The organism is Agrobacterium rubi TR3 = NBRC 13261, assembly GCF_000739935.1.
Classification (GTDB): Bacteria; Pseudomonadota; Alphaproteobacteria; order Rhizobiales; family Rhizobiaceae; genus Agrobacterium; species Agrobacterium rubi.
On the sequence record NZ_BBJU01000007.1, the window covers coordinates 149721 to 170234 of the forward strand.

At 55.6% G+C, this 20514-nt stretch carries 20 protein-coding genes and 1 pseudogene; 11 read left to right on the forward strand and 10 right to left on the reverse strand.

The features are described 5' to 3' along the window. Positions 1 to 2286 (forward strand): glycosyltransferase family 4 protein, encoded by a 2286-nt coding sequence (locus tag RRU01S_RS05245; protein ID WP_045229193.1) that lies wholly within the window; start codon positions 1 to 3, stop codon positions 2284 to 2286. Between the two features lie 48 nt (positions 2287 to 2334). On the opposite strand, the gene RRU01S_RS05250 is transcribed toward RRU01S_RS05245, so the two are convergent. From RRU01S_RS05250 to RRU01S_RS05275, 6 genes and pseudogenes are all read right to left on the reverse strand, one after another. After that, positions 2335 to 2538, reverse strand: a complete 204-nt coding sequence (locus tag RRU01S_RS05250) for a cold-shock protein (protein ID WP_045229194.1) — start codon at positions 2536 to 2538, stop codon at positions 2335 to 2337. Between the two features lie 141 nt (positions 2539 to 2679). Beyond that, positions 2680 to 3319 (reverse strand): annotated as a pseudogene (locus RRU01S_RS05255) (amino acid ABC transporter permease). Between the two features lie 10 nt (positions 3320 to 3329). Continuing rightward, on the reverse strand, positions 3330 to 3998 hold the full coding sequence (locus RRU01S_RS05260; protein ID WP_045229195.1) for an amino acid ABC transporter permease: 669 nt from the start codon (positions 3996 to 3998) through the stop codon (positions 3330 to 3332). Then, positions 3995 to 4447, reverse strand: coding sequence for a type II 3-dehydroquinate dehydratase (locus tag RRU01S_RS05265; RefSeq protein WP_045229196.1), 453 nt, complete (start codon positions 4445 to 4447; stop codon positions 3995 to 3997). Before RRU01S_RS05265 ends, RRU01S_RS05260 begins: the two co-directional genes overlap by 4 nt. A gap of 104 nt (positions 4448 to 4551) precedes the next feature. Then, positions 4552 to 5382, reverse strand: coding sequence for a transporter substrate-binding domain-containing protein (locus RRU01S_RS05270; RefSeq protein ID WP_045229197.1), 831 nt, complete (start codon positions 5380 to 5382; stop codon positions 4552 to 4554). Between the two features lie 225 nt (positions 5383 to 5607). Continuing rightward, entirely contained in the window at positions 5608 to 6282 is a 675-nt protein-coding gene (locus RRU01S_RS05275; RefSeq protein ID WP_045229198.1) for a GntR family transcriptional regulator, read from the reverse strand. A 162-nt stretch (positions 6283 to 6444) separates the two neighbouring features. Between RRU01S_RS05275 and RRU01S_RS05280 the strand changes: the two genes are divergently transcribed. The 7 genes from RRU01S_RS05280 (at position 6445) to RRU01S_RS05310 (ending at position 12128) form a co-directional block, all read left to right on the forward strand. Then, positions 6445 to 7521 (forward strand): catalase family protein, encoded by a 1077-nt coding sequence (locus RRU01S_RS05280; RefSeq protein ID WP_045229199.1) that lies wholly within the window; start codon positions 6445 to 6447, stop codon positions 7519 to 7521. A gap of 412 nt (positions 7522 to 7933) precedes the next feature. Then, positions 7934 to 9025, forward strand: a complete 1092-nt coding sequence (rutA, locus tag RRU01S_RS05285; RefSeq protein WP_045229616.1) for a pyrimidine utilization protein A — start codon at positions 7934 to 7936, stop codon at positions 9023 to 9025. Beyond that, the gene (gene rutB / locus RRU01S_RS05290; protein ID WP_045229200.1) at positions 9022 to 9762 is read left to right on the forward strand and encodes a pyrimidine utilization protein B; all 741 of its coding nucleotides are present in this window, start codon (positions 9022 to 9024) and stop codon (positions 9760 to 9762) included. The genes rutA and rutB overlap by 4 nt, the downstream gene beginning before the upstream one ends. 29 nt (positions 9763 to 9791) lie before the next feature. After that, positions 9792 to 10178, forward strand: coding sequence for a pyrimidine utilization protein C (gene rutC, locus RRU01S_RS05295; RefSeq protein WP_045229201.1), 387 nt, complete (start codon positions 9792 to 9794; stop codon positions 10176 to 10178). A 2-nt stretch (positions 10179 to 10180) separates the two neighbouring features. Further along, positions 10181 to 10966, forward strand: a complete 786-nt coding sequence (gene rutD, locus RRU01S_RS05300) for a pyrimidine utilization protein D (protein WP_045229202.1) — start codon at positions 10181 to 10183, stop codon at positions 10964 to 10966. 15 nt (positions 10967 to 10981) lie between these two features. Continuing rightward, positions 10982 to 11566, forward strand: a complete 585-nt coding sequence (locus tag RRU01S_RS05305) for a malonic semialdehyde reductase (protein ID WP_045229203.1) — start codon at positions 10982 to 10984, stop codon at positions 11564 to 11566. Positions 11567 to 11603: 37 nt separating this feature from the next. Further along, positions 11604 to 12128: a flavin reductase gene (locus RRU01S_RS05310; protein ID WP_045229204.1), complete on the forward strand. Its 525-nt coding sequence runs from the start codon at positions 11604 to 11606 to the stop codon at positions 12126 to 12128. Between the two features lie 72 nt (positions 12129 to 12200). On the opposite strand, the gene RRU01S_RS05315 is transcribed toward RRU01S_RS05310, so the two are convergent. Beyond that, entirely contained in the window at positions 12201 to 14087 is a 1887-nt protein-coding gene (locus RRU01S_RS05315) for an MFS transporter (RefSeq protein ID WP_045229205.1), read from the reverse strand. Between the two features lie 499 nt (positions 14088 to 14586). On the opposite strand from RRU01S_RS05315, the gene RRU01S_RS05320 reads away from it, so the two are divergent. After that, a complete protein-coding gene (locus RRU01S_RS05320; RefSeq protein ID WP_045229206.1) occupies positions 14587 to 15621 on the forward strand; it encodes an aspartate-semialdehyde dehydrogenase in 1035 nt (344 codons plus the stop codon). Positions 15622 to 15815: 194 nt separating this feature from the next. Next, a complete protein-coding gene (locus tag RRU01S_RS05325; protein WP_081880000.1) occupies positions 15816 to 16631 on the forward strand; it encodes a lytic murein transglycosylase in 816 nt (271 codons plus the stop codon). Between the two features lie 26 nt (positions 16632 to 16657). On the opposite strand, the gene RRU01S_RS05330 is transcribed toward RRU01S_RS05325, so the two are convergent. The 3 genes from RRU01S_RS05330 to RRU01S_RS05340 form a co-directional block, all read right to left on the reverse strand. Beyond that, entirely contained in the window at positions 16658 to 17299 is a 642-nt protein-coding gene (locus RRU01S_RS05330; protein WP_045229208.1) for a carbonic anhydrase, read from the reverse strand. A 76-nt stretch (positions 17300 to 17375) separates the two neighbouring features. Continuing rightward, complete coding sequence (gene pdxY, locus RRU01S_RS05335) at positions 17376 to 18251, reverse strand: pyridoxal kinase PdxY (protein WP_045229617.1); 876 nt, start codon at positions 18249 to 18251, stop codon at positions 17376 to 17378. Between the two features lie 112 nt (positions 18252 to 18363). After that, complete coding sequence (locus RRU01S_RS05340; RefSeq protein WP_045229209.1) at positions 18364 to 19011, reverse strand: GntR family transcriptional regulator; 648 nt, start codon at positions 19009 to 19011, stop codon at positions 18364 to 18366. A 241-nt stretch (positions 19012 to 19252) separates the two neighbouring features. Between RRU01S_RS05340 and RRU01S_RS05345 the strand changes: the two genes are divergently transcribed. Then, positions 19253 to 20509: an NRAMP family divalent metal transporter gene (locus RRU01S_RS05345; RefSeq protein ID WP_045229210.1), complete on the forward strand. Its 1257-nt coding sequence runs from the start codon at positions 19253 to 19255 to the stop codon at positions 20507 to 20509. The last annotated feature ends 5 nt before the right edge of the window (positions 20510 to 20514 follow it).

The window sequence follows — 20514 nt, forward strand, 5'->3', positions numbered from 1 at the left end:
ATGGAGCCGAAACGCATTCTGTTCGTCTTTGCCTGGCTGGTGGTCGGTGGGGAGGAAACCGAGGTACGACTGCTTGCCCAAAATCTCGACCGAAAACGATACCGCATCGACGTTGTCGCCTGTTTCCGCAAACCCGGCATGCCGGAGCAGACCCATGAACAACTTCGCGCGCTCGGCGTCGACGTCGATATCACGCCCTACGAACTGTCGTTTGACGATACGGTCACCTATTTGGCCCGAAAAATTTCGGGCTATGATGTGGTGGTGTCGTGTCAAAATGTTGCAGACATCTATCCCGCTCTGGAGCGGCTTCACCTTCGCCCGTCGCTGATCGAACATGGCGGTCTCGTTTCTGAAGCGTTGGCCGGGCCGAAGCATTTTACCAACCGCTATGTCGGCGTGTGCCAATCGATCGTTGAGGCGGCAGCATCCGTGATGCCGGGACGCGAGCAACTTGCGATCGAAATTCCATCGATGGTCGATCTTGCAACATTCGATCCGCTCCACCGCTACGCCGCCCGCACTGCGCTCGGCATTGCCGACGACCAGGTGTTGATCGGCTGGGTCGGCAGGCTTGATCCCAAAAAGAATGTCGGCGATTTCATCGAGGCTGTGGCCCGCGTCAGCGCCGTCAACGAAAACGCCCGGTTCGTCATTGTCGGCGGTCCCGACGCCTTCATGCCGGACTATGCGGTGCAGTTGAAGAAACTGGCGACGACGCGTGGCCTTGATGGCGTTTTGCAGTTTCTCGGCGACAGAAAAGACATCCCGGCGCTACTTTCGGCCTTCGATATCTTCGTCTGGCTCTCATCTGGTGAGGGAATGCCGCATGTTATCGCCGAAGCGGGCGCGGCCAGTCTTCCAGTCATTGCCACACCGGATAATGGTGCTCTTCAACAAATCGAGGACGGGGTCTCAGGTCTGTTTGTACCGTTTGGCAACCCGGACGCCGTTGCAGAGCACATGTTGTCCCTCATTGCCTCGCCAACCCGCCGTAAGGCCCTTGGCGCGGCTTTGCGTCATCAGGTCGAAACGACCTATTCCGTTGAGGTGGTGATACCGCAATGGCAGCAATTGTTCGACGCTGTTATTCAAGAGCGGAACCCGGCCAAACCGACCGGCCTGTTTAGATCCTTCATTCAAGGCGGCTTTGAATGTTCGACACACCGGCTGCGGCTAAGAGATAACGAAGTCGAAGGGCGCCGCCTCGATATGATCGACGCAATCGGCCACGACATCCATGTGGCGCAGGATTACCGACAACTGGCTGGTCTTGGCATCCGCACGGTTCGCGACGGGTTTCGCTGGCACTTGATCGACAAGGCAGGCAGCTACGACTGGTCGAGCATCCGCCCGATGTTACGGGCTGCCACGGAAACAGGCACCCAAGTCATCTGGGATCTGCTGCATTATGGGTGGCCGGATGATATCGATATCTGGTCGCCGGATTTCGTTGACAGATTTGCCCGCTACGCGCAGGCATGCGCACGGTTGGTGCGTGAAGAGAGCGACGACGTGCCGTTCTACTGCCCCGTCAATGAAATCTCGTTTTTCGCGTGGGGCGGGGGCGATGCCGGCTATCTCAATCCGTTTGCGCATGGACGTGGCTTCGAGCTCAAAGTGCAGCTTGCGCGAGCCGCGATTGCCGCTATGGACGCGATCCTGAACATCGATCCGCGCGCACGTTTCGTCCATTGCGACCCCATCATCAATGTCATCATGGAGCCATCTCGCCCTTGGGAAGCAGGGGTTGCCGAAGGTCATCACCAATCGCAGTTTCAAGGCTGGGAGCTTTTGTCAGGCCGCATGTGGCCGCAAATCGGCGGCAACGAACGATATCTCGATATCATCGGTGTGAATTATTATTTCAATAATCAATGGATACATGGTGGTCCACCCATCGATATTGGCCACGCGCTCTACAAGCCCCTCAGCAAAATTCTGATCGAAACATATGCGCGATATGGCAGGCCGATGCTGATCGCCGAGACAGGCATCGAAAACGACAGGCGGGCGTCTTGGTTCGACTATGTATCTGCACAGGCGCGTGATGCCATCGCTGCTGGCGTTCCGCTCGAAGGCATTTGCCTTTATCCCATAGCCAATCATCCGGGTTGGGACGACAAGCGGGCATGTCAGAATGGGTTGTTATCGGCTGAGGTGGGGTTAGATGGTCGACAGGCCTATGTCCCCCTGTTGGACGCGATCAAGGCGGCCCAGAATACCCAGCCAACAATGGCCGGTTTAAGCGATGTGTATCGCTCTGCCAATGTAAGGCAAATATGATAGCGGTCTAGCCTGCCGGTATGAGCGGCAGGCTAGCGCAGACAAGCGTTAGAGAACGCTGACGTTTTCTGCCTTCGACTTGCCCGTCTTGCGGTCCTGGCCGATTTCGAAGCTGACCTTGTCACCTTCTCTAAGCGAGCCGCCCTGCTGAAGGGAAGACACGTGAACAAACACATCAGTTCCACCGTTTTCAGGTGTAATGAAGCCGAAACCTTTGTCGTCGTTGAAAAATTTCACAGTACCGGTAGGCATGACAGTTCCTTTTGATTTCCGTAGCCGTGTGACTCCGCGACAAACTCTTTATAGCGCGTTTGCGCCTCCATCAACTGCCAAGGTTAGAACTGCAAGCCATTGAGCTAAATTAAACGCCATTGAAGCCCAAAAATCTCACCATCAGCGCGTTGCGACGGCGAATTTGCGCTCAAGATGGGCGCCGAAAATCGTCAGCGGGCAGCACATCACGAAGTAAAGAATACCAACGATGCTGAAAACGGTCAGCGGCTCGAATATTTGGTTCGAGATAATATTGCCCGCGCGCGTCAGTTCCGTGAAGCCCACGATGGACGCAAGCGATGTTCCTTTGATCAGTTGCACCAGGAAACCAACCGTTGCCGGAAGCGAGATTCTGATCGCCTGCGGAAGAACGACATCCTTCGTTCGGGATATATACCGAAGACTGAGAGCCTTTGCTGCCTCGATCTGTCCTTTCGGCACGGCTTCGATCGAACCCCGCCATATCTCGCCCAGATAAGCGCTGGCATGAAGTGTCAGACCAATCGCCACGGCAATCCATGCGTCCAATCTGAAGCCGATGAGCGCCAATCCATAATAAACGACGAAAAGCTGCATCAGAAGCGGAGTGCCTTGGAAGACGGCGATAGGCTGAGGTCAGCCGCTCCAAAACGGCGATACCGGATGTTCGGGCCAGCGCGACCAAAAGTCCTGCGATGCAGCCGAAGACAAATCCAACGGCCGACAGCGCAACGGTCCACTTGAGGCCGATCAGCAGGAAGACAAATTCATCGTAACCCATATGACGGCTCCTACTTGACGGGGTAAGCGAAGTAGCGCGCCGAAAACAGAGAGAAGAGGCGCATCATGATCCAGGACATTACGAGATACAAAAGCGTGATTGTGAAATAGATTTCAAAACTGCGAAAGCTCTCGGACTCGATGCGTTGGGACACGGATGTCAACTCATAGGCAGAGATCGCGGACGCGATGCTGGTGGACAAGGTCAAAAGGACAAACTGGCTTGTCAGAGAAGGATAGATCGCCCGCAAAGCCGGCTTGAGGATAATCAGTCGGAAGACCTGCGCCTTGTGAAGACCAAGGGCCAAGCCCGCTTCCATCTGTCCCTTTGAAATGGACTGGACGCCTCCGCGGATAATCTCGATTGCGTATGCGCCGCCATTGATGCCAAGCGCGATGATGGCGGTGGGTGTCGGGTCGAGGCGGACACCGGCAAGCGGTAGGGCAAAATAGATAAAGAAAATCTGCACCAGAAACGGCGTGTTGCGGATGATTTCCACAAAGCCGATGACGAGCCATCGAACCGCTTTGAAACGGGACGTGCGCAATGCGACGCCACCGATGCCGATGATGATGGCCAGAACCATGCCGCACAGGGCAAGCGTAAACGTTCCAAGGCACGCCGAAAGCAGGCTTGGAAGACCATCGATGACGGGTGTGAAATCCAGTTGATAATTCATGACCTCTGCGCCTCTGTCACCATGCCGGACATTGCCTGAATGGCCAGCTCATAGCCCGCAGCACCGAAACCGATCAGGACGGCGTTTGCGACACGGGAAATGAGAGAGTTGTGATAGATGCTTTCGCGTGCATGAACGTTTGAGATGTGAAGTTCGATTTTTGGCGGATCGAACGTCTTTAGCGCGTCGAGAAGTGCGATGGACGTAAAGGTATAGCCGGCTGGGTTTATGATGATACCGCAGGCGTCTTCACGCGCCTGATGAACGCTTTCGACCAACTCACCTTCGAAATTCGTCTGCCGGAATTCGATAGAAAAACCCAGGGTGTCCGCCTTAGCGATACAGCGGTCCTTGATATCCTGCAGCGTCGTCGTGCCGTAGATCGATGGCTCGCGTTGTCCCAAAAGGTTGAGATTGGGTCCATTCAAGATGAAGAGTTTTTTGCTCATGGTCGTGCTCTTGGGGCTACCGTCGAGATATTCTCGCACGCACAGAAAGGGTGCCGGTGGACATCCGATGACGCCCACCGTTGTTGCAACAGACCGAACTGAGCCTATTTCGCGACGAAGGAGATGCCTTCAAGACTATCTGGGAACTCCGGCACGGGTACCTTCATCCACTTGTCGTAAATGGTCTTCAACTCGCCATTTGTCTTGATCTTGTCGATGAAGGTGTTGAGCGCCGCATTGATTTCCTTTTCGCCCAAACGTGTACACGCACCGTTATAGAGCTTCTGGAATTCAAGCTTGTTTTCAAACTCACCCGGGCGGGCTTTTTCGACGCGGTCCATATAGAATATGTTGCCGCCCAAGGCCTGCACCTGACCGGAAGCCAGCGCCTGAACGCTTGCGGCGTCACCGTCATACCGGCGGATCGTTGCCGTTGAAGGCGCATTTTTCGTCACCTGCGTATCCTGTGCGGCACCCTTCGCAACAGAGATCGTCAGGTTGGCCATGTCGTCATTGGTCTTGATGGACATCGATTTCGGTCCAATCAGAACGATGGCATTGGCGACATAAGGCTTGCTGAATTGTACGGCTTTTGCACGGTCCGGCAGCATGGCCATGGTTGCAAACAAAAGGTCGACACGGCCACTGGTCAGTGCGGGAATGCGGTTGTTGACTTCAAGCGGTACGAACTCGACGGGAACGCCGAGTTCCTTGCCGAACAGTGTCGCTATATCCGCATCAAGTCCATCTTGCTTGCCAGCGCTGGTGACGAACCCCCAGGGCGGGTTGTCTCCCTGGATGCCAACAATGAGCTTGCCGCGGGCCTTGATCTCATCTGGTGTAATCGCAGATGCGGTTTGGGCAAGGCCCAGACCTGCTGCCAACATCGCTGTACCCAGCAAAATGTGTCGTCGTGTCCACGTTGATCTGAACATTGAATTCCTCCTCCATTTTTGAAACGGCGTAAGCCTTGCAGCTATTCCTCACCCTTCACTGCTGGTTGCATAGTTGCAGCAAGCGATCAAGAAATCAACATAGATTTTTAAAATCATATGCTGATTTACAAAGTTGTGAAGTTACTGAAGTTTAAGAGCGAGCGAAGACAATCCGCTTGTCGAAACAGTAGCGTTCTCTGACTATAGAGTGTGCCGAGTCGCGGATTAGGACAGGAAACCGCTTTTCAGAACGTGATCGACGCCGCTCATGATGTGCTTGCGGACGATTGTCCGGGCGCTCTCGACATCTCTTTTAAGCGCCGCGTCGAAAAGCAATTTGTGGTCGTTGACGACGGCCGCACCACGAAACGTCTTTGCGAGCAGATGATAGCGCAGGAAACGATCGAAGACCGATGACAATGTTGCCATCAACGTCGAGGAGTTGCACGCCGAGACGATGGCATGATGAAACTCCCAATCATATCTGACCCAATCGATCGTGCGTGACGCGTCGCCACTTAGCAGCTTTCGCTCTGCTGCGGCCAACTTGTAGTGAGCGGCAACGATACGCCCTTCCCAGTCGATATCGCCTTCAACGAAGGCTAGTCCCAGCGCATGCGTTTCCAAAACTATGCGTAGATCGGCAAGTTCATTGAGTTCCTGGCGTGAAACAGGACTGACCTCAAAGCCGCGCTGCCCCTCAGCGACAACGAGATTTTCCATGGCCAGGCGGCTCAGTATTTCACGAAGGGAGGGAATGCTGATCTCGTACCGCTCTTTGGTTTGCTCCAGCTTAATCTTGGAGCCGGGCAGAAGATCGCCAGAGATGATGTCTTGGCGGATTTGTCGAAAAACGACGTCTCCAATGGTTTCTGCGGGTGACTGGTTTTTCTTGAGCATGTGTTTTCCAAACCGCAGGACGCGCAACGTTGCGTCTGAAATCTATGACGTTTTTATTATCGTCAGACATATTCATTAAAGGGCAGGGCCAATCAAGTGCGTTCTACAGGAACTTGTCAGCTTTTTCAGAGTTTTACGGTTGCCACTCTAGGAGCCCAAACCATGAACCTATCCCAACCTGTCCGCTTTTCTCCCGATCTCGAAGTTATTGACCCAGATGAACATGAAACCATCTCTGGCTTGAACGAGACATTCGATTATATTCTGGAAAAAACATCAGAAGATTATGGCCACGCCGTGCGTTCGGTCCATGCTAAGGCCCATGGCCTGTTGAAAGGCGAGTTCATCGTCAGCGACTGCTTGCCGTTGGAGTTGGCGCAGGGTCTTTTTGCGAAACCCGGAACCTACACGGTCTTCATGCGGCTTTCGACCAACGCAGGCGACATACTGCCGGATGCAATCTCGTTGCCGCGCGGACTGGCCATGAAAATCGTCGGTGTCGATGGTGAGAGGCTCCCCGATGCGGAGGGGCGAAGCCAGGATTTCGTCATGGTCAACGGCCCCGTTTTTCAGGCGAAGACCAGCGAAAAGTTTCTCGGTAGCCTGAAGCTTCTTGCAAAAACGACGGACAAGATGGAAGGAACAAAGAAGGTCATTTCAAGCGTTTTGCAGACTGCGAACAAGGCGCTCGAGGCCATCGGCGTGACCAGCTCGACGGTGCAATCGATGGGCGGCGCGCCCAACATCGACCCACTTGGCGAGACCTATTTCAGCGTGACGCCGTTTCGCTACGGCGACTATGTCGCAAAGTTTCGTCTGAAACCGGCCTCTCCGGAACTGCTTGAGCTGACCGACCGGGAAATCGATACCAGCACCAGTGACGACGCGATACGCAACACCGTTCAGGCAGAAATGCAGACGACCCGTGGCGTGTGGGAATTTCAGGTTCAACTCTGTCGTGACATCGATGCCCAGCCCATTGAAGACCCGACGGTTGAGTGGGATCAGGAGGAAGCGCCCTTCGTAACGGTTGCTACGGTAACAGCGTCTCCTCAGGATAGCTGGAGCCCCGAGATGGTCCAGAAAGTAGACGAGCAAATGCGGTTCAGTATCTGGACCGGCCTTGCCGCCCACCAACCACTTGGGAACATCAACAGAGCCCGCAAGGCGACATACCAGCACTCGGCAGATTACCGCGAGCGCTTCAATGGCTGTCCTATCCATGAGCCGCAAGGCTAGGCAACGTGGGGTCTACGTTGTGGAAACCAACGCAATGACGTTATCCAAACCGAGTTGAGGCTCTTCGATCTAACACATCGGAGAGCCGTTCATCGACATCGCACCGCTAGGCGATTGATGCCTGCCATTTTCCCGCTCGATGTACTGTGCTGAAATAAAGCGACGAAGGCGGCAATTCCTCTCCTGTTAAAACCGTCGCTGGCGTCTCGGACGCAACTTCCTGATGATCCACCTTCGCGTGCCAAAAAATTGAGCAATAAATTTATCAAACGGTAAAAAATTTATCATTTGATAAAGATCGTAAATCCGTTACCTTGAAAATCCTTGTATTTACTGGGCATCAGAGACTGGCACGGAACCTGCATTCATTCTTTCAAACGTTGAACACGGGAACAGGAACTGGAGGATGCAAATGGAAATCGGTGTTTTTATTCCGATTGGTAACAATGGCTGGCTGCTTTCGGAGAACGCGCCGCAATACAAGCCAAGCTTCGAACTCAACAAACAGATAACTCTGGCGGCCGAGAAATACGGTTTTGATTTCGCGCTGTCGATGATCAAGCTGCGGGGTTTTGGCGGCAAGACGGAGTTCTGGGACTACAATCTGGAATCCTTCACGCTGATGGCAGGGCTCGCAGCCGTCACCTCGAAAATCAAGCTATTTGGTACCACGGCAACGCTGGTTATGCCGCCAGCGATTGTCGCGCGCATGGCTACGACCATCGATTCCATTTCAGGCGGTCGCTTTGGAATCAATCTCGTCACCGGATGGCAGCGGCCTGAATATAGCCAGATGGGCATGTGGCCGGGCGACGACTATTTTGGTGATCGATACGAATATCTCGGCGAATATACGACCGTCTTGCAGGAGCTTTTGACGACCGGGCAATCGGACCTCAAGGGCAAATATTTCACCATGGACGATTGCCGGATGAAGCCGGTGCCGGAGGGCAAGGTCAAGCTGATCTGCGCTGGCTCGTCCGACAAGGGTATGGCGTTTTCCGCCCAGTTTGCAGATTACAGCTTCTGCTTCGGCGTTGGCGTCAATACGCCCAAGGCCTTTGCGCCGACCAATGAACGATTGCTGGCTGCAACCGAAAAGACCGGGCGCGATGTGCGCTCTTGCGTGTTGACCATGGTGCTGGCTGAGGAAAAATCCGAGGACGCCTGGGCAAAATGGGAGCACTACAAGGCAGGCGCTGACCAAGAAGCCATCAAGTGGTTGGGGCTGCAAAGCTCTGTCGATACCAAGTCGGGTGCCGATACGAATGTAAGGCACATGTCGAACCCGGTTTCGGCCGTCAATATCAATATGGGCACGCTTATCGGGTCCTATGAAGAGGTTGCCGCCATGCTGGACGATATGAGCGAAGTGCCCGGCACCGGCGGCGTCATGCTGACATTTGACGACTTCGTTGAAGGCATCGAAAAATTCGGCAAGTATGTGCAACCCTTGATGAAAAGCCGCCAGCATGTGACGGCTGCTTTGGAGGCCGCAGAATGACCGATGCCGTCGTTGCTGGCTATCACCCACCCAAAAGCCGAGCAGAAAGCGTCACGCTTCCCGCAAGACCAGAACCGATTTCGCTGAAGCCCAGCGAGACCGCCGTCGTGGTTGTGGATATGCAGAACGCCTATTCCACCGAAGGCGGTTACGTCGATTTGGCCGGTTTCGACATATCTGGCGCAAAATCCACCATCGCGAATATTGGAAAGACAGTGAACGCGGCCCGCGCAGCAGGTGTGCAGGTTATCTATTTCCAGAACGGCTGGGATAGCGATTATGTGGAGGCTGGCGGTCCTGGCTCTCCCAATTGGCACAAGTCCAACGCATTGAAGACCATGCGAGCCCGGCCGGAACTGCAAGGGAAACTACTGGCCAAGGGCACCTGGGACTACGCCATCGTCGATGAGCTCCAGCCGCAGCCGGGCGATATTCTGGTGCCGAAGACCCGTTACAGCGGCTTTTTCAACACCAATATGGACAGCGTGCTGCGGGCCAGGGGCATTCGAAACCTCGTCTTTGTCGGCATCGCCACCAATGTCTGTGTGGAAAGCTCGCTGCGCGACGCCTTTCACCTCGAATATTTCGGGGTGATGCTGGAGGATGCGACCCACCATCTGGGCCCGGATTTTATCCAGCAGGCGACGGTCTACAACGTCGAGAAGTTTTTTGGCTGGGTGGCGACGGTCAATGATTTCTGCGCCGTTATCTCGCAGGCCGCCCCGATCGAAGACTGATCTATCGCGATAAAAGAGGAGAACTGACCATGCCGAAAAAAATTATTGTCCCCGAAGGCACATCGAAGCCTATTGCACCGTTTTCGCCTGGCACGCTTGCCGATGGTGTCGTTTATGTGTCGGGTACGCTGCCCTTCGATAAGAACAACGATGTTGTGCATGTGGGTGACGCGGCTGCGCAGACGCGGCATGTGCTGGAGACCATTAAGTCCGTCATCGAGACCGCTGGCGGGACGATGGAGGATGTCACCATGAACCACATCTTCATCACGGATTGGGCGAATTATCAGGCCGTCAACGCAGTCTATGCGGAGTATTTTCCCGGTGACAAACCGGCGCGTTACTGCATCCAGTGCGGACTGGTGAAGCCGGACGCGCTAATTGAGATCGCAACCGTTGCCCATGTTGGTCAGTGACAATGTATTTCGAAGTTGAAGGCCGTAGCGAACCGGACGCGCAAACCATCCTTTTGTCGTCCGGTCTCGGTGGATCAGGCGCCTATTGGACGCCGCAGATGGAGATGCTGCAAACGCATTTTCGCGTCGTTACCTACGACCATCGCGGCACGGGCCGAACGGGTGGCGAGGTGCCGCAAGATGGTGGCATCTCCGCGATGGCGGATGATGTGCTGGAGATCGCAAACGAACTGAAACTCCAGAAATTCCACTTCATGGGCCATGCTCTGGGTGGCCTCATCGGTCTCGATATTGCGCTTCGCCAGCCCGACCTGATCGACCGTCTCGTTCTCATCAATGCGTGGAGCAAAGCGGATGCCCATTCCGGCCGCTGCTTTGACACACGCATCTCGCTTCTGGAAAACTCTGGCGTGGAAGCTTTTGTGAAAGCGCAACCGCTGTTTCTCTATCCCGCGGTCTGGATGTCGGACAATGCCGAGCGCTTGGCCAAGGACGATGCGCATGGCGTCGTGCATTTTCAGGGCAGGGACAATGTGCTGCGCCGGATTGCGGCACTGAGGGCTTTCGATGTGGACGGGCGGCTAGGCGAGATAAACAACAGGACACTCGTCATCGCCGCAAAAGACGATCTTCTGGTGCCCTATACACGCTCGCTGCGGCTTGCGGAGGGCTTGCCAAATGCGCAGCTCTTCGTGTTCGATGAAGGCGCGCACGCGGTGAATATCACCGACGTTGCTGGTTTTAACACGGGGCTGGAGAAATTTCTGCTCTCCCCGGCATCGATATAAAGTAAGGATTTTACTATGACATTAGATCATCAGGCGCTTGCCACTTTGTTTACGGAAGCACGCACCCATAATGGCTGGTTGGACAAGCCGGTGAGCGATGCGCTGCTGCGTGAGGTGTACGATCTGACGAAAATGGGACCGACATCGGCCAATTGCTGCCCGGCGCGTTTCGTTTTCGTGCGCTCGCCTGAGGCCAAGGAAAAGCTGAAGCCATCTCTGTCATCCGGCAACCTCGAAAAGACCATGACGGCACCGGTTACGGTTATCGCCGCCATCGACAGCGAGTTTTACGAAAAGTTGCCGACCCTGTTTCCACATGCGGATGCCAAATCCTGGTTCACCTCCAGCCCGGCGGTGGCCGAAGAAACCGCGTTTCGTAATGCCACACTTCAGGCCGGTTATCTCATTCTGGCGGCACGGTCGCTGGGGCTGGATACGGGTGCGATGTCCGGTTTCGACAAGGCGAAAGTGGATGAGGCGTTTTTTGCCGACACGACCTGGAAATCCAATTTCCTGATCAATCTCGGTTATGGCGATCCATCCAAGCTGTTTGGCCGTTCGCCGCGCTTGTCGTTCGAAGACGCCTGTGTGCTGGCCTGAGTGCCAGCTTGATGACTCGTTAGAAGGGTTCTGTTAGATGCAGACATTGTCTCTCAAAAAGGATGCCGCAATGGAGACGAAGACTGCCGAAGAGCGCAGCTTGGGCTACCGCAACGCCATGTCGCAGCTGGCCGGTGCGGTCAACATCGTCACGACGGATGGATCGGCTGGTCGGGCCGGTTTCGCAGCCACCGCAGTGTGCAGTGTTTCGGATAGTCCGCCGACATTGCTCGTTTGCCTCAATCGCAACTCTTCCGCCTACAAGTCTGTGGTCGGGAACGGTGTGGTCTGCATCAACACGCTGGCTGCCGATCAGGAGCAATTGAGCAGCCTGTTCGGTGGCAAAACACCCGTCGATGAACGCTTTGCGGCTGGCGAATGGAGTAAGCTCGAGACCGGTGCGCCCGTGCTCACAGGTGCACTGTGTTCATTCGATTGCCGTATCAGAACGGTTCATGACGGCGGCACCCACGACATCCTGATTTGCGATGTGCTCGATACGGTCGTCAACACTGGCGAAGAGGCCTTGATCTATTTTAAACGGGCCTACCGGCACCTTTGAACCGGTGAATGTCGGCAATGATTTCAAAAAAACCCGGCGATACATCGCCGGGTTTTCCTGTTCTAGCGCCGACTATTCCATCTTGTGGATATCGCGATCTTTCGTCTCTGGCAGGAACAGCAGGCCGACGACCACTGTGATGCCTGCGAAGATGATTGGATACCAGAGGCCGTAGTAGATATCGCCCTTGGCAGCGCTCATGGCGAATGCGGTCGCAGGTAGAAGACCGCCGAACCAGCCATTGCCGATATGATAGGGCAGGGACATACCGGTGTAGCGAATGCGGGTCGGGAAGAGTTCGACCAACAATGCTGCAATCGGCCCGTAGACCATCGTCACATAGATGACCAAAACGGTCAGAACGGCGATGATGGCGATCCAGTTGACCGCAGCAGGATCGGCAAACATGGTGAATGTCCCGCCGCCGGCGACCGTGTAGACGGCCATTTCGGTCACGCCGTTGATTTCCGTAGGTGTCAGCAGCTTGTCCGCCACCAATTTGTCGGCGGGCACGGTTTTTGCGGGTGTTGCACGAACCGCATCGGCATTGAGGCCGAGTTCCGGATTTGCGGCCACAAAGGCATCGAGCTTGGCAGCAGGAACCTGTGCGGCACCACGAACCAAGGGGTATCCGCTGTCGTGAAGCGCGATGTTGACCTGCTTTTGGAAGGTGCGGTCGTTTGCGGCAGCGTTTGCACCGGCGGCGACTGCGTCATAGCTGACAATCGTCGCATTGCCAATTTTGACGGATGCTGGCTGACCTGCTGGCCCATCCACCACGTCATAAGGCACTGAGTTTCTGGTTAGAAACGAGGTGGCGATATCGCAGGATGTGGTGAATTTCGCGGTACCCGTCGGGTTGAACTGGAAGCGGCAATCGCCAGGAGCAGCCGTTACCGTTGCGCGAACCGATTCCTGCGCCTGTGCAAGAGCAGGGTTGCCCGCCCATGTCAGCGCTTTGAACAGCGGGAAGTAGGTCACCATCGCAAGAATGAGGCCCGCCATGATGATCGGCTTGCGGCCGATCTTGTCGGACAACCAGCCGAACAGCACGAAGAAGCCGGTCCCAAGGAGGAGCGCGCATGCGACCATGATGTTGGCCGACTGTCCGTCCACCTTCAGAATGCTTTGCAGGAAGAAGAGGGCGTAGAACTGGCCGGTGTACCAGACAACGGCCTGTCCGATGACGGCGCCGACCAAAGCGATGATGGCGATCTTGGCGTTTTTCCACTGGCCAAAGGCTTCGGTCAGCGGTGCCTTGGAGGTCGTGCCCTCTTCCTTCATCTTCTTGAAGGCAGGGGATTCGCTCATCTTCAGGCGGATCCAGACGGACACACCCAGCAGAATGACGGAGAGCAGGAACGGAATGCGCCATCCCCAATCGGCAAAAGCCTCACGGCCAACGGCAAACTGCACGCCGAGAATGACGACGAGAGACAGGAAAAGACCGAGCGTTGCGGTCGTCTGGATCCACGAGGTGTAGTAACCGCGACGACCGTTGGGCGCGTGTTCAGCAACATATGTCGCCGCACCGCCATATTCGCCGCCAAGCGCCAGGCCTTGTGCCATGCGAAGCACGATGAGGATGATAGGAGCAGCAATACCGATCTGGGATGCGTTGGGCAGCACGCCGACCAGGAAGGTCGAAAAGCCCATGATCAGGATGGTCACGAGAAAGGTGTATTTGCGGCCCACGAGATCGCCCAGCCGTCCGAACACCAGCGCACCGAAGGGGCGAACAAGAAAGCCTGCGGCAAAGGCCAGCAGAGCGAAGATGTTACGGGTCGTTTCTGGATACTGGCTGAAGAAGTTCGCGCCGATATAGATGGCCAGGGAGCCATAGAGATAAAAATCGTACCACTCGAACACTGTTCCCAGAGAAGAGGCGAAAATCACCTTCTTCTCTTCCCCCGTCATCGGACGGGCTTTCTCCGCAGTCGCGGTTGCTACATTCGCCATTGTACGTCCTCCACAGAATGAAATGACACATCGCGGCAGCCTGTTTCTCCCCCAGGCTGCCCTTTGCGCGCGATGCACTGGGAAGAGAGTGACAGAAAATTAACAAAAGGAAGAGCGATGCTTTTGGCTTATGACTTTAGTCTAAGGCTGCACCTTGGAGATGTTGCTGCGGATATTGGAATTGAGGTGTCACAGAACGAAAATGCCAGGCGTTTGCGCTTGACAGACAATGGAAACACCATAATAGCTTTGCCACGAATAGGAGCACGATCTTGATCAGACATGTCAACGACATGGTTGTCTTGCAGCATCCGGCAGTTCTTGCCGGTGATCCATCGTGCTTTTCTCATTTCATCCGAATTACGGCCAAAACGACGATTAAAACCGTCTGACGTCTCTGGCCCACCGCTCTCTCCCCGGTTTGGTCGGGGAAGAAGGAAGTCGCCGCTTGGCGGGTTCCCCTCACCAAAAAGAGGAGAGGCAGAAAGAGAGCTTTATCATGGGTTTCAAAGTTGCAATCGCAGGTGCTACCGGCAATGTCGGTCGTGAAATGCTCAATATCCTCGCCGAGCGTGGTTTTCCGGTCGACGAAGTCGTTCCCTTGGCCTCTGCCCGTTCCCAGGGCACGGAAGTATCCTACGGCGATCGCACGCTGAAGGTTTCCAATCTGGAGAACTACGATTTCTCCGATACGGATATCTGCCTGATGTCGGCCGGTGGCGATGTGTCCAAGAAGTGGTCGCCGAAGATCGGTGCGCAAGGCTGCGTCGTTATCGATAACTCGTCCGCCTGGCGTTATGACCAGGACGTTCCGCTGATCGTGCCGGAAGTGAATGCCGACGCTATCGAAGGTTTCAAGAAGCGCAACATCATTGCCAACCCGAATTGCTCTACGGCGCAGCTGGTCGTCGCCCTGAAGCCGCTGCATGACTTTGCCAAGATCAAGCGTATCGTCGTATCGACCTACCAGTCCGTATCCGGTGCCGGGAAGGAAGGCATGGACGAACTGTTCCAGCAGACCCGTGCCGTCTTCGTGGCCGATTCGATTGAAGTCAAGAAGTTCACCAAGCGCATCGCTTTCAACGTCATCCCGCATATCGATGTGTTCATGGAAGACGGTTACACGAAGGAAGAGTGGAAAGTTCTGGCCGAAACCAAGAAGATGCTCGATCCGAAGATCAAGGTGACCTGCACAGCCGTACGCGTGCCCGTGTTCATCGGTCATTCGGAATCGGTCAACATCGAATTCGAAAACGAAATCACGGCCGATCAGGCCCGCGATATCCTGCGCGAAGCACCGGGTTGCCTCGTCATCGATAAGCACGAAAACGGTGGTTACATCACGCCGGTCGAGTGCGCCGGTGAAGACGCAACCTATATTTCGCGCATTCGTGAGGACGCAACCGTCGAAAATGGTCTCAACATCTGGGTCGTTTCCGACAACCTTCGCAAGGGTGCCGCCCTTAACGCCATTCAGATTGCCGAGCTTTTGGTCAATCGTGGATTGATTAAGCCGCGCAAGGCCGCCGCTTGATACGGTTTTTTAATAAATATTAACTATAACCCGTCCACTCCACTGTGAGAATGGGCGGGTTTTCAGGTTTGTTGCTTATCACGGGCAGTTTATTTGCCGGTTATGATGTTGGCAGGCACTTTGAAATCAACACATTCTCTGTGACGTGGCCACAGGGCTGGGTATAATCCCAAAAATATTGAAGGCAGATTCTGATGCGGGCAATGAAAGCTTTTTCCGTTGGCGTGGTGATTGTTTCGGCGTTGGCGGCGACGCCGGTGGTGGCTGCGCAATGCGGCAATACCTCGGCGGGCTTTGATGCCTGGGTCGGCGCGTTCAAGCAGGAGGCCGCAGGTCGCGGCGTTAGCGCGTCCGTTCTGGACCGTGCTTTTTCGAACGTTTCCTACAATCGGCCAACCATCAGCGCGGACCGCGGCCAGCACAGCTTCAAGCTGTCCTTCGACCAGTTCATGCAAAAGCGTGGCGGTCAGGCGATCATTTCTCGTGGCAAGGCCATGAAGAAGAACAATGCCGCCCTGTTTGCCAATATCGAGCGCGCTTACGGCGTTCCGGCCGGTCCGCTTCTGGCGATCTGGGGCATGGAAACCGGCTTTGGCGGTTTCATGGGCAACCAGCACACATTGTCTGCCGTCGCTACACTGTCCTATGACTGCCGTCGCTCTGACTACTTCACCGAGCAGTTGTATGCGGCGTTGAAACTGGTCGCAAGCGGCAACTTGAGCGTGACCGCCAAGGGCGCTGCGCACGGCGAAATCGGCCAGACACAGTTCCTGCCGCTCAACGTCGTTCGCTACGGCGTCGACTTCGACCGCAACGGCCGCATCGACCTGGTCGGTTCGCGTGCGGACGCTCTGGCATCAACCGCCAACTTCCTGGTCGGCCATGGCTGGCAGCGCGGTGCGGGATATCAGCAGGGTCAGACGAACTTCTCTGCTATTCAAGGCTGGAACGCCGCCAGCGTTTACCAGCAGGCCATCGCCTATATCGGCAAGGCCATCGACGGCCAGTAGAACTGGCCGCCATCATTCAAGATCGATCACACATCCGGGCGGCGAAAGTCGCCCGTTTTGCCATCCATGACCCACAATTCGCCAGTCGAAATATCGAACCATGCGCCATGCAGCTTGACCTTACCGGCGGTTTCCTGTGCCTTGACGAAGGGGAAGGCGCGCAGGTTGCTGATCGAGTTGCGGATGGATACGCGCTCCAAAGCGGTCTGACGTTCGGACGCTGTCATGACATCATTGCTTTGGATTTGCTCGGCGGCGGATTTGACCATATTCATCCATTTGCCGATGAAATCACCTGGGGATAGGGGCTCCAGATTCGGATCGAGCGCGGCCTGAATGCCGCCGCAGCGACCGTGGCCCATGACGACGATATCTTTGACTTTCAAAACCTGAACGGCATACTCGATCGCCGCAGACGTCGCGTGGTACTGACCATCGGGCTCGAAGGGCGGCACCATATTGGCGACGTTTCGCATCACGAAAAGCTCGCCCGGTCCACAGTCGAAAATGGTTTCCGGTGCTGAACGGGAGTCACAACAGGCGATAATGAGGGTCTGTGGCTTCTGGCCAGTGTCTGCCAGGGCGCGATAGCGCTCGCGCTCGTCGGTATAACGACCGGCCATGAAGTTCTTGTAGCCAGTGAGAAGGTAGTCGGGGAAATCTTTCATGATATCACGGGACCATTATGCTTGGGCCAACATCGTAAAATGACGGTGGCGTGTTGAAAAGCCTTTTTTCGCTCCGCTATGTGCGCTTGCTGCGCGACGGATGCAAGAGATGACGCATCTGAACCATGGCCATGGGTGTGGACAGACTTGAGGCATCCGTTTCCAGTGTCAACTCGTTAATGCCCCGTTTCATGGTTCTTGCCAGGACCTCAAAAACACTGGCAGTGGCCAGTTGCAAGGCTTTTTCGTCATCCATGCATTGTAGTATCCGCGCCAGAAAAAGGGCGGCGAGAAGATCACCGAGCCCGTTTGGCACGTTCTCGATCGAGCGATGCTCGGCCAAAAGTGCATGGCGACCGCTGAGGAACAGATTGCCAATACCACCCACCATCATCGGTACGGCTGACGTCACCAGCATTTTTGGCGGTCCAAGCGCGAGCGCTGCATCCATGATCTCGTTGTTGGTTTCAAGCTCCGCACCACTCATCCACGCCAGTTCATAGCGGTTCGGCGTACAGACGGTTGCCAGAGGCACAAGTTCATCGCGGATGGCCTGAGCCGTTTCGATCGGCACATAAAGACCACCCTTGTCACCCATGACGGGGTCGCAGAGGTAGATGAGATCGGGGTTGCGCTCTTTCATGGTTTGAATGAGCTTTGCCACGGAGCGCACCTGATCGGCGCTGCCAAAATAACCGGTCAGGATAGCGCGAACTTCACCCGCCCATTTCGACCCGGCCAGATCCTGCATCGTCTTGTCGAATTCGCCATTGTCGAAGCGCAATCTGGTCGAAGGGCCGTGGCCGGGATGCCATGGCATGACGATTGTCGGCACGGCCCACACCGGAAAGCCAAGTGTCTCAAGTCCAAAAACGGCGGCTCGGTTGCCGACGGAGCCGCGCATGACGTGGCTGGAAATAACGATGACGGAGCCGTTGGTGTTATCCTGCATGGCGTACTCGTTCAGCTTGGCGATGGCGCGACTTTGGATCGAAAGCAACCGTTTTCGTGGTCGATCCCTCATGGCATATTGGCGCGCTGCTTTCCACTGCTATGTGGCGCCGCTATTTAGCTGCCCGTTCCAATGCCTTGAGCACGGTACGTTCAGAAAGGTTCAGGTAGTGCTCCATCTGCACGGCAGCCTCGACCACCTCACCCTTTTCCACCAGCGACAGGATTTGATCGTTCATATCGACGAAGGGCGAGTGCAGTTGTTCCGGGTCGTTCAAGAGCCCGAAGCTGAGGCGAAGCTCAGCGGCGACGCGCGCGTAAAAATCGCTCAGTCGGCTGCTGTCTGAAAGATCGACCACGGCAGCGTGGAAGCGCATATTGGCGCTGCCCACTTCACGCCAGTCACCTTCGTCGCGGCGCATTTTGGCGTGTTCCACCGCCGCACGCATGATGCCGACAGCCGAGTGCTTGGACCAGGCCTGACGCAGCGCTGCACATTCCAGCATGCGCCGGACACGATAGATATCGATGATCTGCTCCGTGCTCGGCACAGAGACGAAAACACCGCGATTGGCCTCATGCCGCAACAGGCCATCCTTCGTCAAAAGCCGAAACGCCTCGCGCAAAGAGTTGCGCGACACGTCCAGACGCTCGCTGAACGCAGTTTCAGACAGTCTTTGCCCTGGCGTCAGTGCGCCGATGATCAGGAGATCACGGATGTCTTTGGCCACGCGATCCGCAAGCGGCAGGGGTTCAGTCATGTCGTTCTCTTTGTCATCAGTGGCAAAACAGGTTCGATGGCAGGGTGAATGCCGGTTGGATACCACAAATAATGAGCAGCATACGCAAAAATCCTGCTTATTTTCAGCGCAACGATCCCAAATATTGCGCAGAATGAAAGAACGATAAAATTTAATTGTTCAACAATATTGACAATTTTGTAGATGCAGCCAAGATCCTGTCAAAGCATCCGCGAGGGGCGGAGCGACAAGGAGAAAATCCATGAATGAGAGTGAGCCACAGGTGGCGAGCGTGGAGACGGCTGCGCAAAAATCAAAGAAGCAGCGTTATGCGCTTCTGTCCGCCATGTTCCTGATGTCGATGTCGGCGGTGGGTCCCGGCTTCATCACCCAGACGGCGACCTTCACCGTCAAGCTCGGCGCGGCCTTCGCCTTTGCCATTCTTATTTCCATCCTGATCGATTTCGTGGTTCAGGCCAATATCTGGCGCATCGTTACCATCACCCGCATGCGTGCACCCGCCATCGCCAATGCTGCCATTCCCGGCTCCGGCTATCTTCTGGCCGTCCTCGTCATCATTGGTGGTCTGTTCTTCAATGTCGGCAACATCGGGGGCGCCGGGCTCGGCTTCAACGCGATGATCGACCTCGACCCGAAGATCGGCGGCATCATCGGCGCAGTCGTTGCCATCGGCATCTTTTTATCGCGACGTGCAGGCATCGCCATGGACCGCGTGGTTTTCGTGGCGGCCTTCGTCAAACTTGCGTTGATCGTCTACGCGGCCATCGTCTCCGGCCCGCCGGTTGCCAATGCGTTCAAGCAGACATTTCTGCCTGACACGATCGACTTCCTGACCATCACCACCATCGTTGGCGGAACCGTCGGCGGTTACATCACCTATGCGGGCGCACACCGTTTGCTTGACCGCGGAACGGTGGGTGTCGAAAACATCCGCGCCGTCAACCGTGCGGCCTTGAGTGGCATCGCGATCACAGGTGTCCTTCGTTACGTGCTGTTTCTCGCCATCCTCGGCGTCGTTGCTGGCGGCACGGTGATTGATCTCTCGGGCAAGAGCGCGAACCCTGCAGCTCAAGCCTTCCATGCCGCAGCCGGTGACATCGGCTTCCGCCTGTTCGGTGCGGTGTTCCTGGCCTCGGCCATGACCAGCATCATTGGCGCAGCCTATACCTCCGTCTCGTTCCTCACGGCTTTCAAGCCCGAGATGACGGAACGTCAGCGCAACCTGTCTACGGTCGCCTTTATCGGCATCTCGTTAATCGCCTATATCCTCATCACAACACCGCCTGCCGCCATGCTGGTCTTCGTCGGTGGTCTGAACGGTCTCGTCCTGCCCATCGGCCTGTCCATTCTGCTTTATGCAGCGTGGAAGCGTTCCGATCTCATGCACGGTTACCACTATCCGCGCTGGTTGCTGGTGTTGGGCGCGCTGACCTGCTGCCTGACATGGTATATGGCCTACAAATCGGCCGGTGCGATCTTCGCATTGCTCGGCTACTAAAGACA

Coding starts and splice junctions, on each gene's coding strand:
- RRU01S_RS05245 (WP_045229193.1), top strand. CDS start 1: ATGGAGCCGAAACGCATTCTGTTCGTCTTTGCCTGGCTGGTGGTCGGT.
- RRU01S_RS05250 (WP_045229194.1), bottom strand. CDS start 2,538: ATGCCTACCGGTACTGTGAAATTTTTCAACGACGACAAAGGTTTCGGC.
- RRU01S_RS05260 (WP_045229195.1), bottom strand. CDS start 3,998: ATGAATTATCAACTGGATTTCACACCCGTCATCGATGGTCTTCCAAGC.
- RRU01S_RS05265 (WP_045229196.1), bottom strand. CDS start 4,447: ATGAGCAAAAAACTCTTCATCTTGAATGGACCCAATCTCAACCTTTTG.
- RRU01S_RS05270 (WP_045229197.1), bottom strand. CDS start 5,382: ATGTTCAGATCAACGTGGACACGACGACACATTTTGCTGGGTACAGCG.
- RRU01S_RS05275 (WP_045229198.1), bottom strand. CDS start 6,282: ATGCTCAAGAAAAACCAGTCACCCGCAGAAACCATTGGAGACGTCGTT.
- RRU01S_RS05280 (WP_045229199.1), top strand. CDS start 6,445: ATGAACCTATCCCAACCTGTCCGCTTTTCTCCCGATCTCGAAGTTATT.
- rutA (WP_045229616.1), top strand. CDS start 7,934: ATGGAAATCGGTGTTTTTATTCCGATTGGTAACAATGGCTGGCTGCTT.
- rutB (WP_045229200.1), top strand. CDS start 9,022: ATGACCGATGCCGTCGTTGCTGGCTATCACCCACCCAAAAGCCGAGCA.
- rutC (WP_045229201.1), top strand. CDS start 9,792: ATGCCGAAAAAAATTATTGTCCCCGAAGGCACATCGAAGCCTATTGCA.
- rutD (WP_045229202.1), top strand. CDS start 10,181: ATGTATTTCGAAGTTGAAGGCCGTAGCGAACCGGACGCGCAAACCATC.
- RRU01S_RS05305 (WP_045229203.1), top strand. CDS start 10,982: ATGACATTAGATCATCAGGCGCTTGCCACTTTGTTTACGGAAGCACGC.
- RRU01S_RS05310 (WP_045229204.1), top strand. CDS start 11,604: ATGCAGACATTGTCTCTCAAAAAGGATGCCGCAATGGAGACGAAGACT.
- RRU01S_RS05315 (WP_045229205.1), bottom strand. CDS start 14,087: ATGGCGAATGTAGCAACCGCGACTGCGGAGAAAGCCCGTCCGATGACG.
- RRU01S_RS05320 (WP_045229206.1), top strand. CDS start 14,587: ATGGGTTTCAAAGTTGCAATCGCAGGTGCTACCGGCAATGTCGGTCGT.
- RRU01S_RS05325 (WP_081880000.1), top strand. CDS start 15,816: ATGCGGGCAATGAAAGCTTTTTCCGTTGGCGTGGTGATTGTTTCGGCG.
- RRU01S_RS05330 (WP_045229208.1), bottom strand. CDS start 17,299: ATGAAAGATTTCCCCGACTACCTTCTCACTGGCTACAAGAACTTCATG.
- pdxY (WP_045229617.1), bottom strand. CDS start 18,251: ATGCAGGATAACACCAACGGCTCCGTCATCGTTATTTCCAGCCACGTC.
- RRU01S_RS05340 (WP_045229209.1), bottom strand. CDS start 19,011: ATGACTGAACCCCTGCCGCTTGCGGATCGCGTGGCCAAAGACATCCGT.
- RRU01S_RS05345 (WP_045229210.1), top strand. CDS start 19,253: ATGAATGAGAGTGAGCCACAGGTGGCGAGCGTGGAGACGGCTGCGCAA.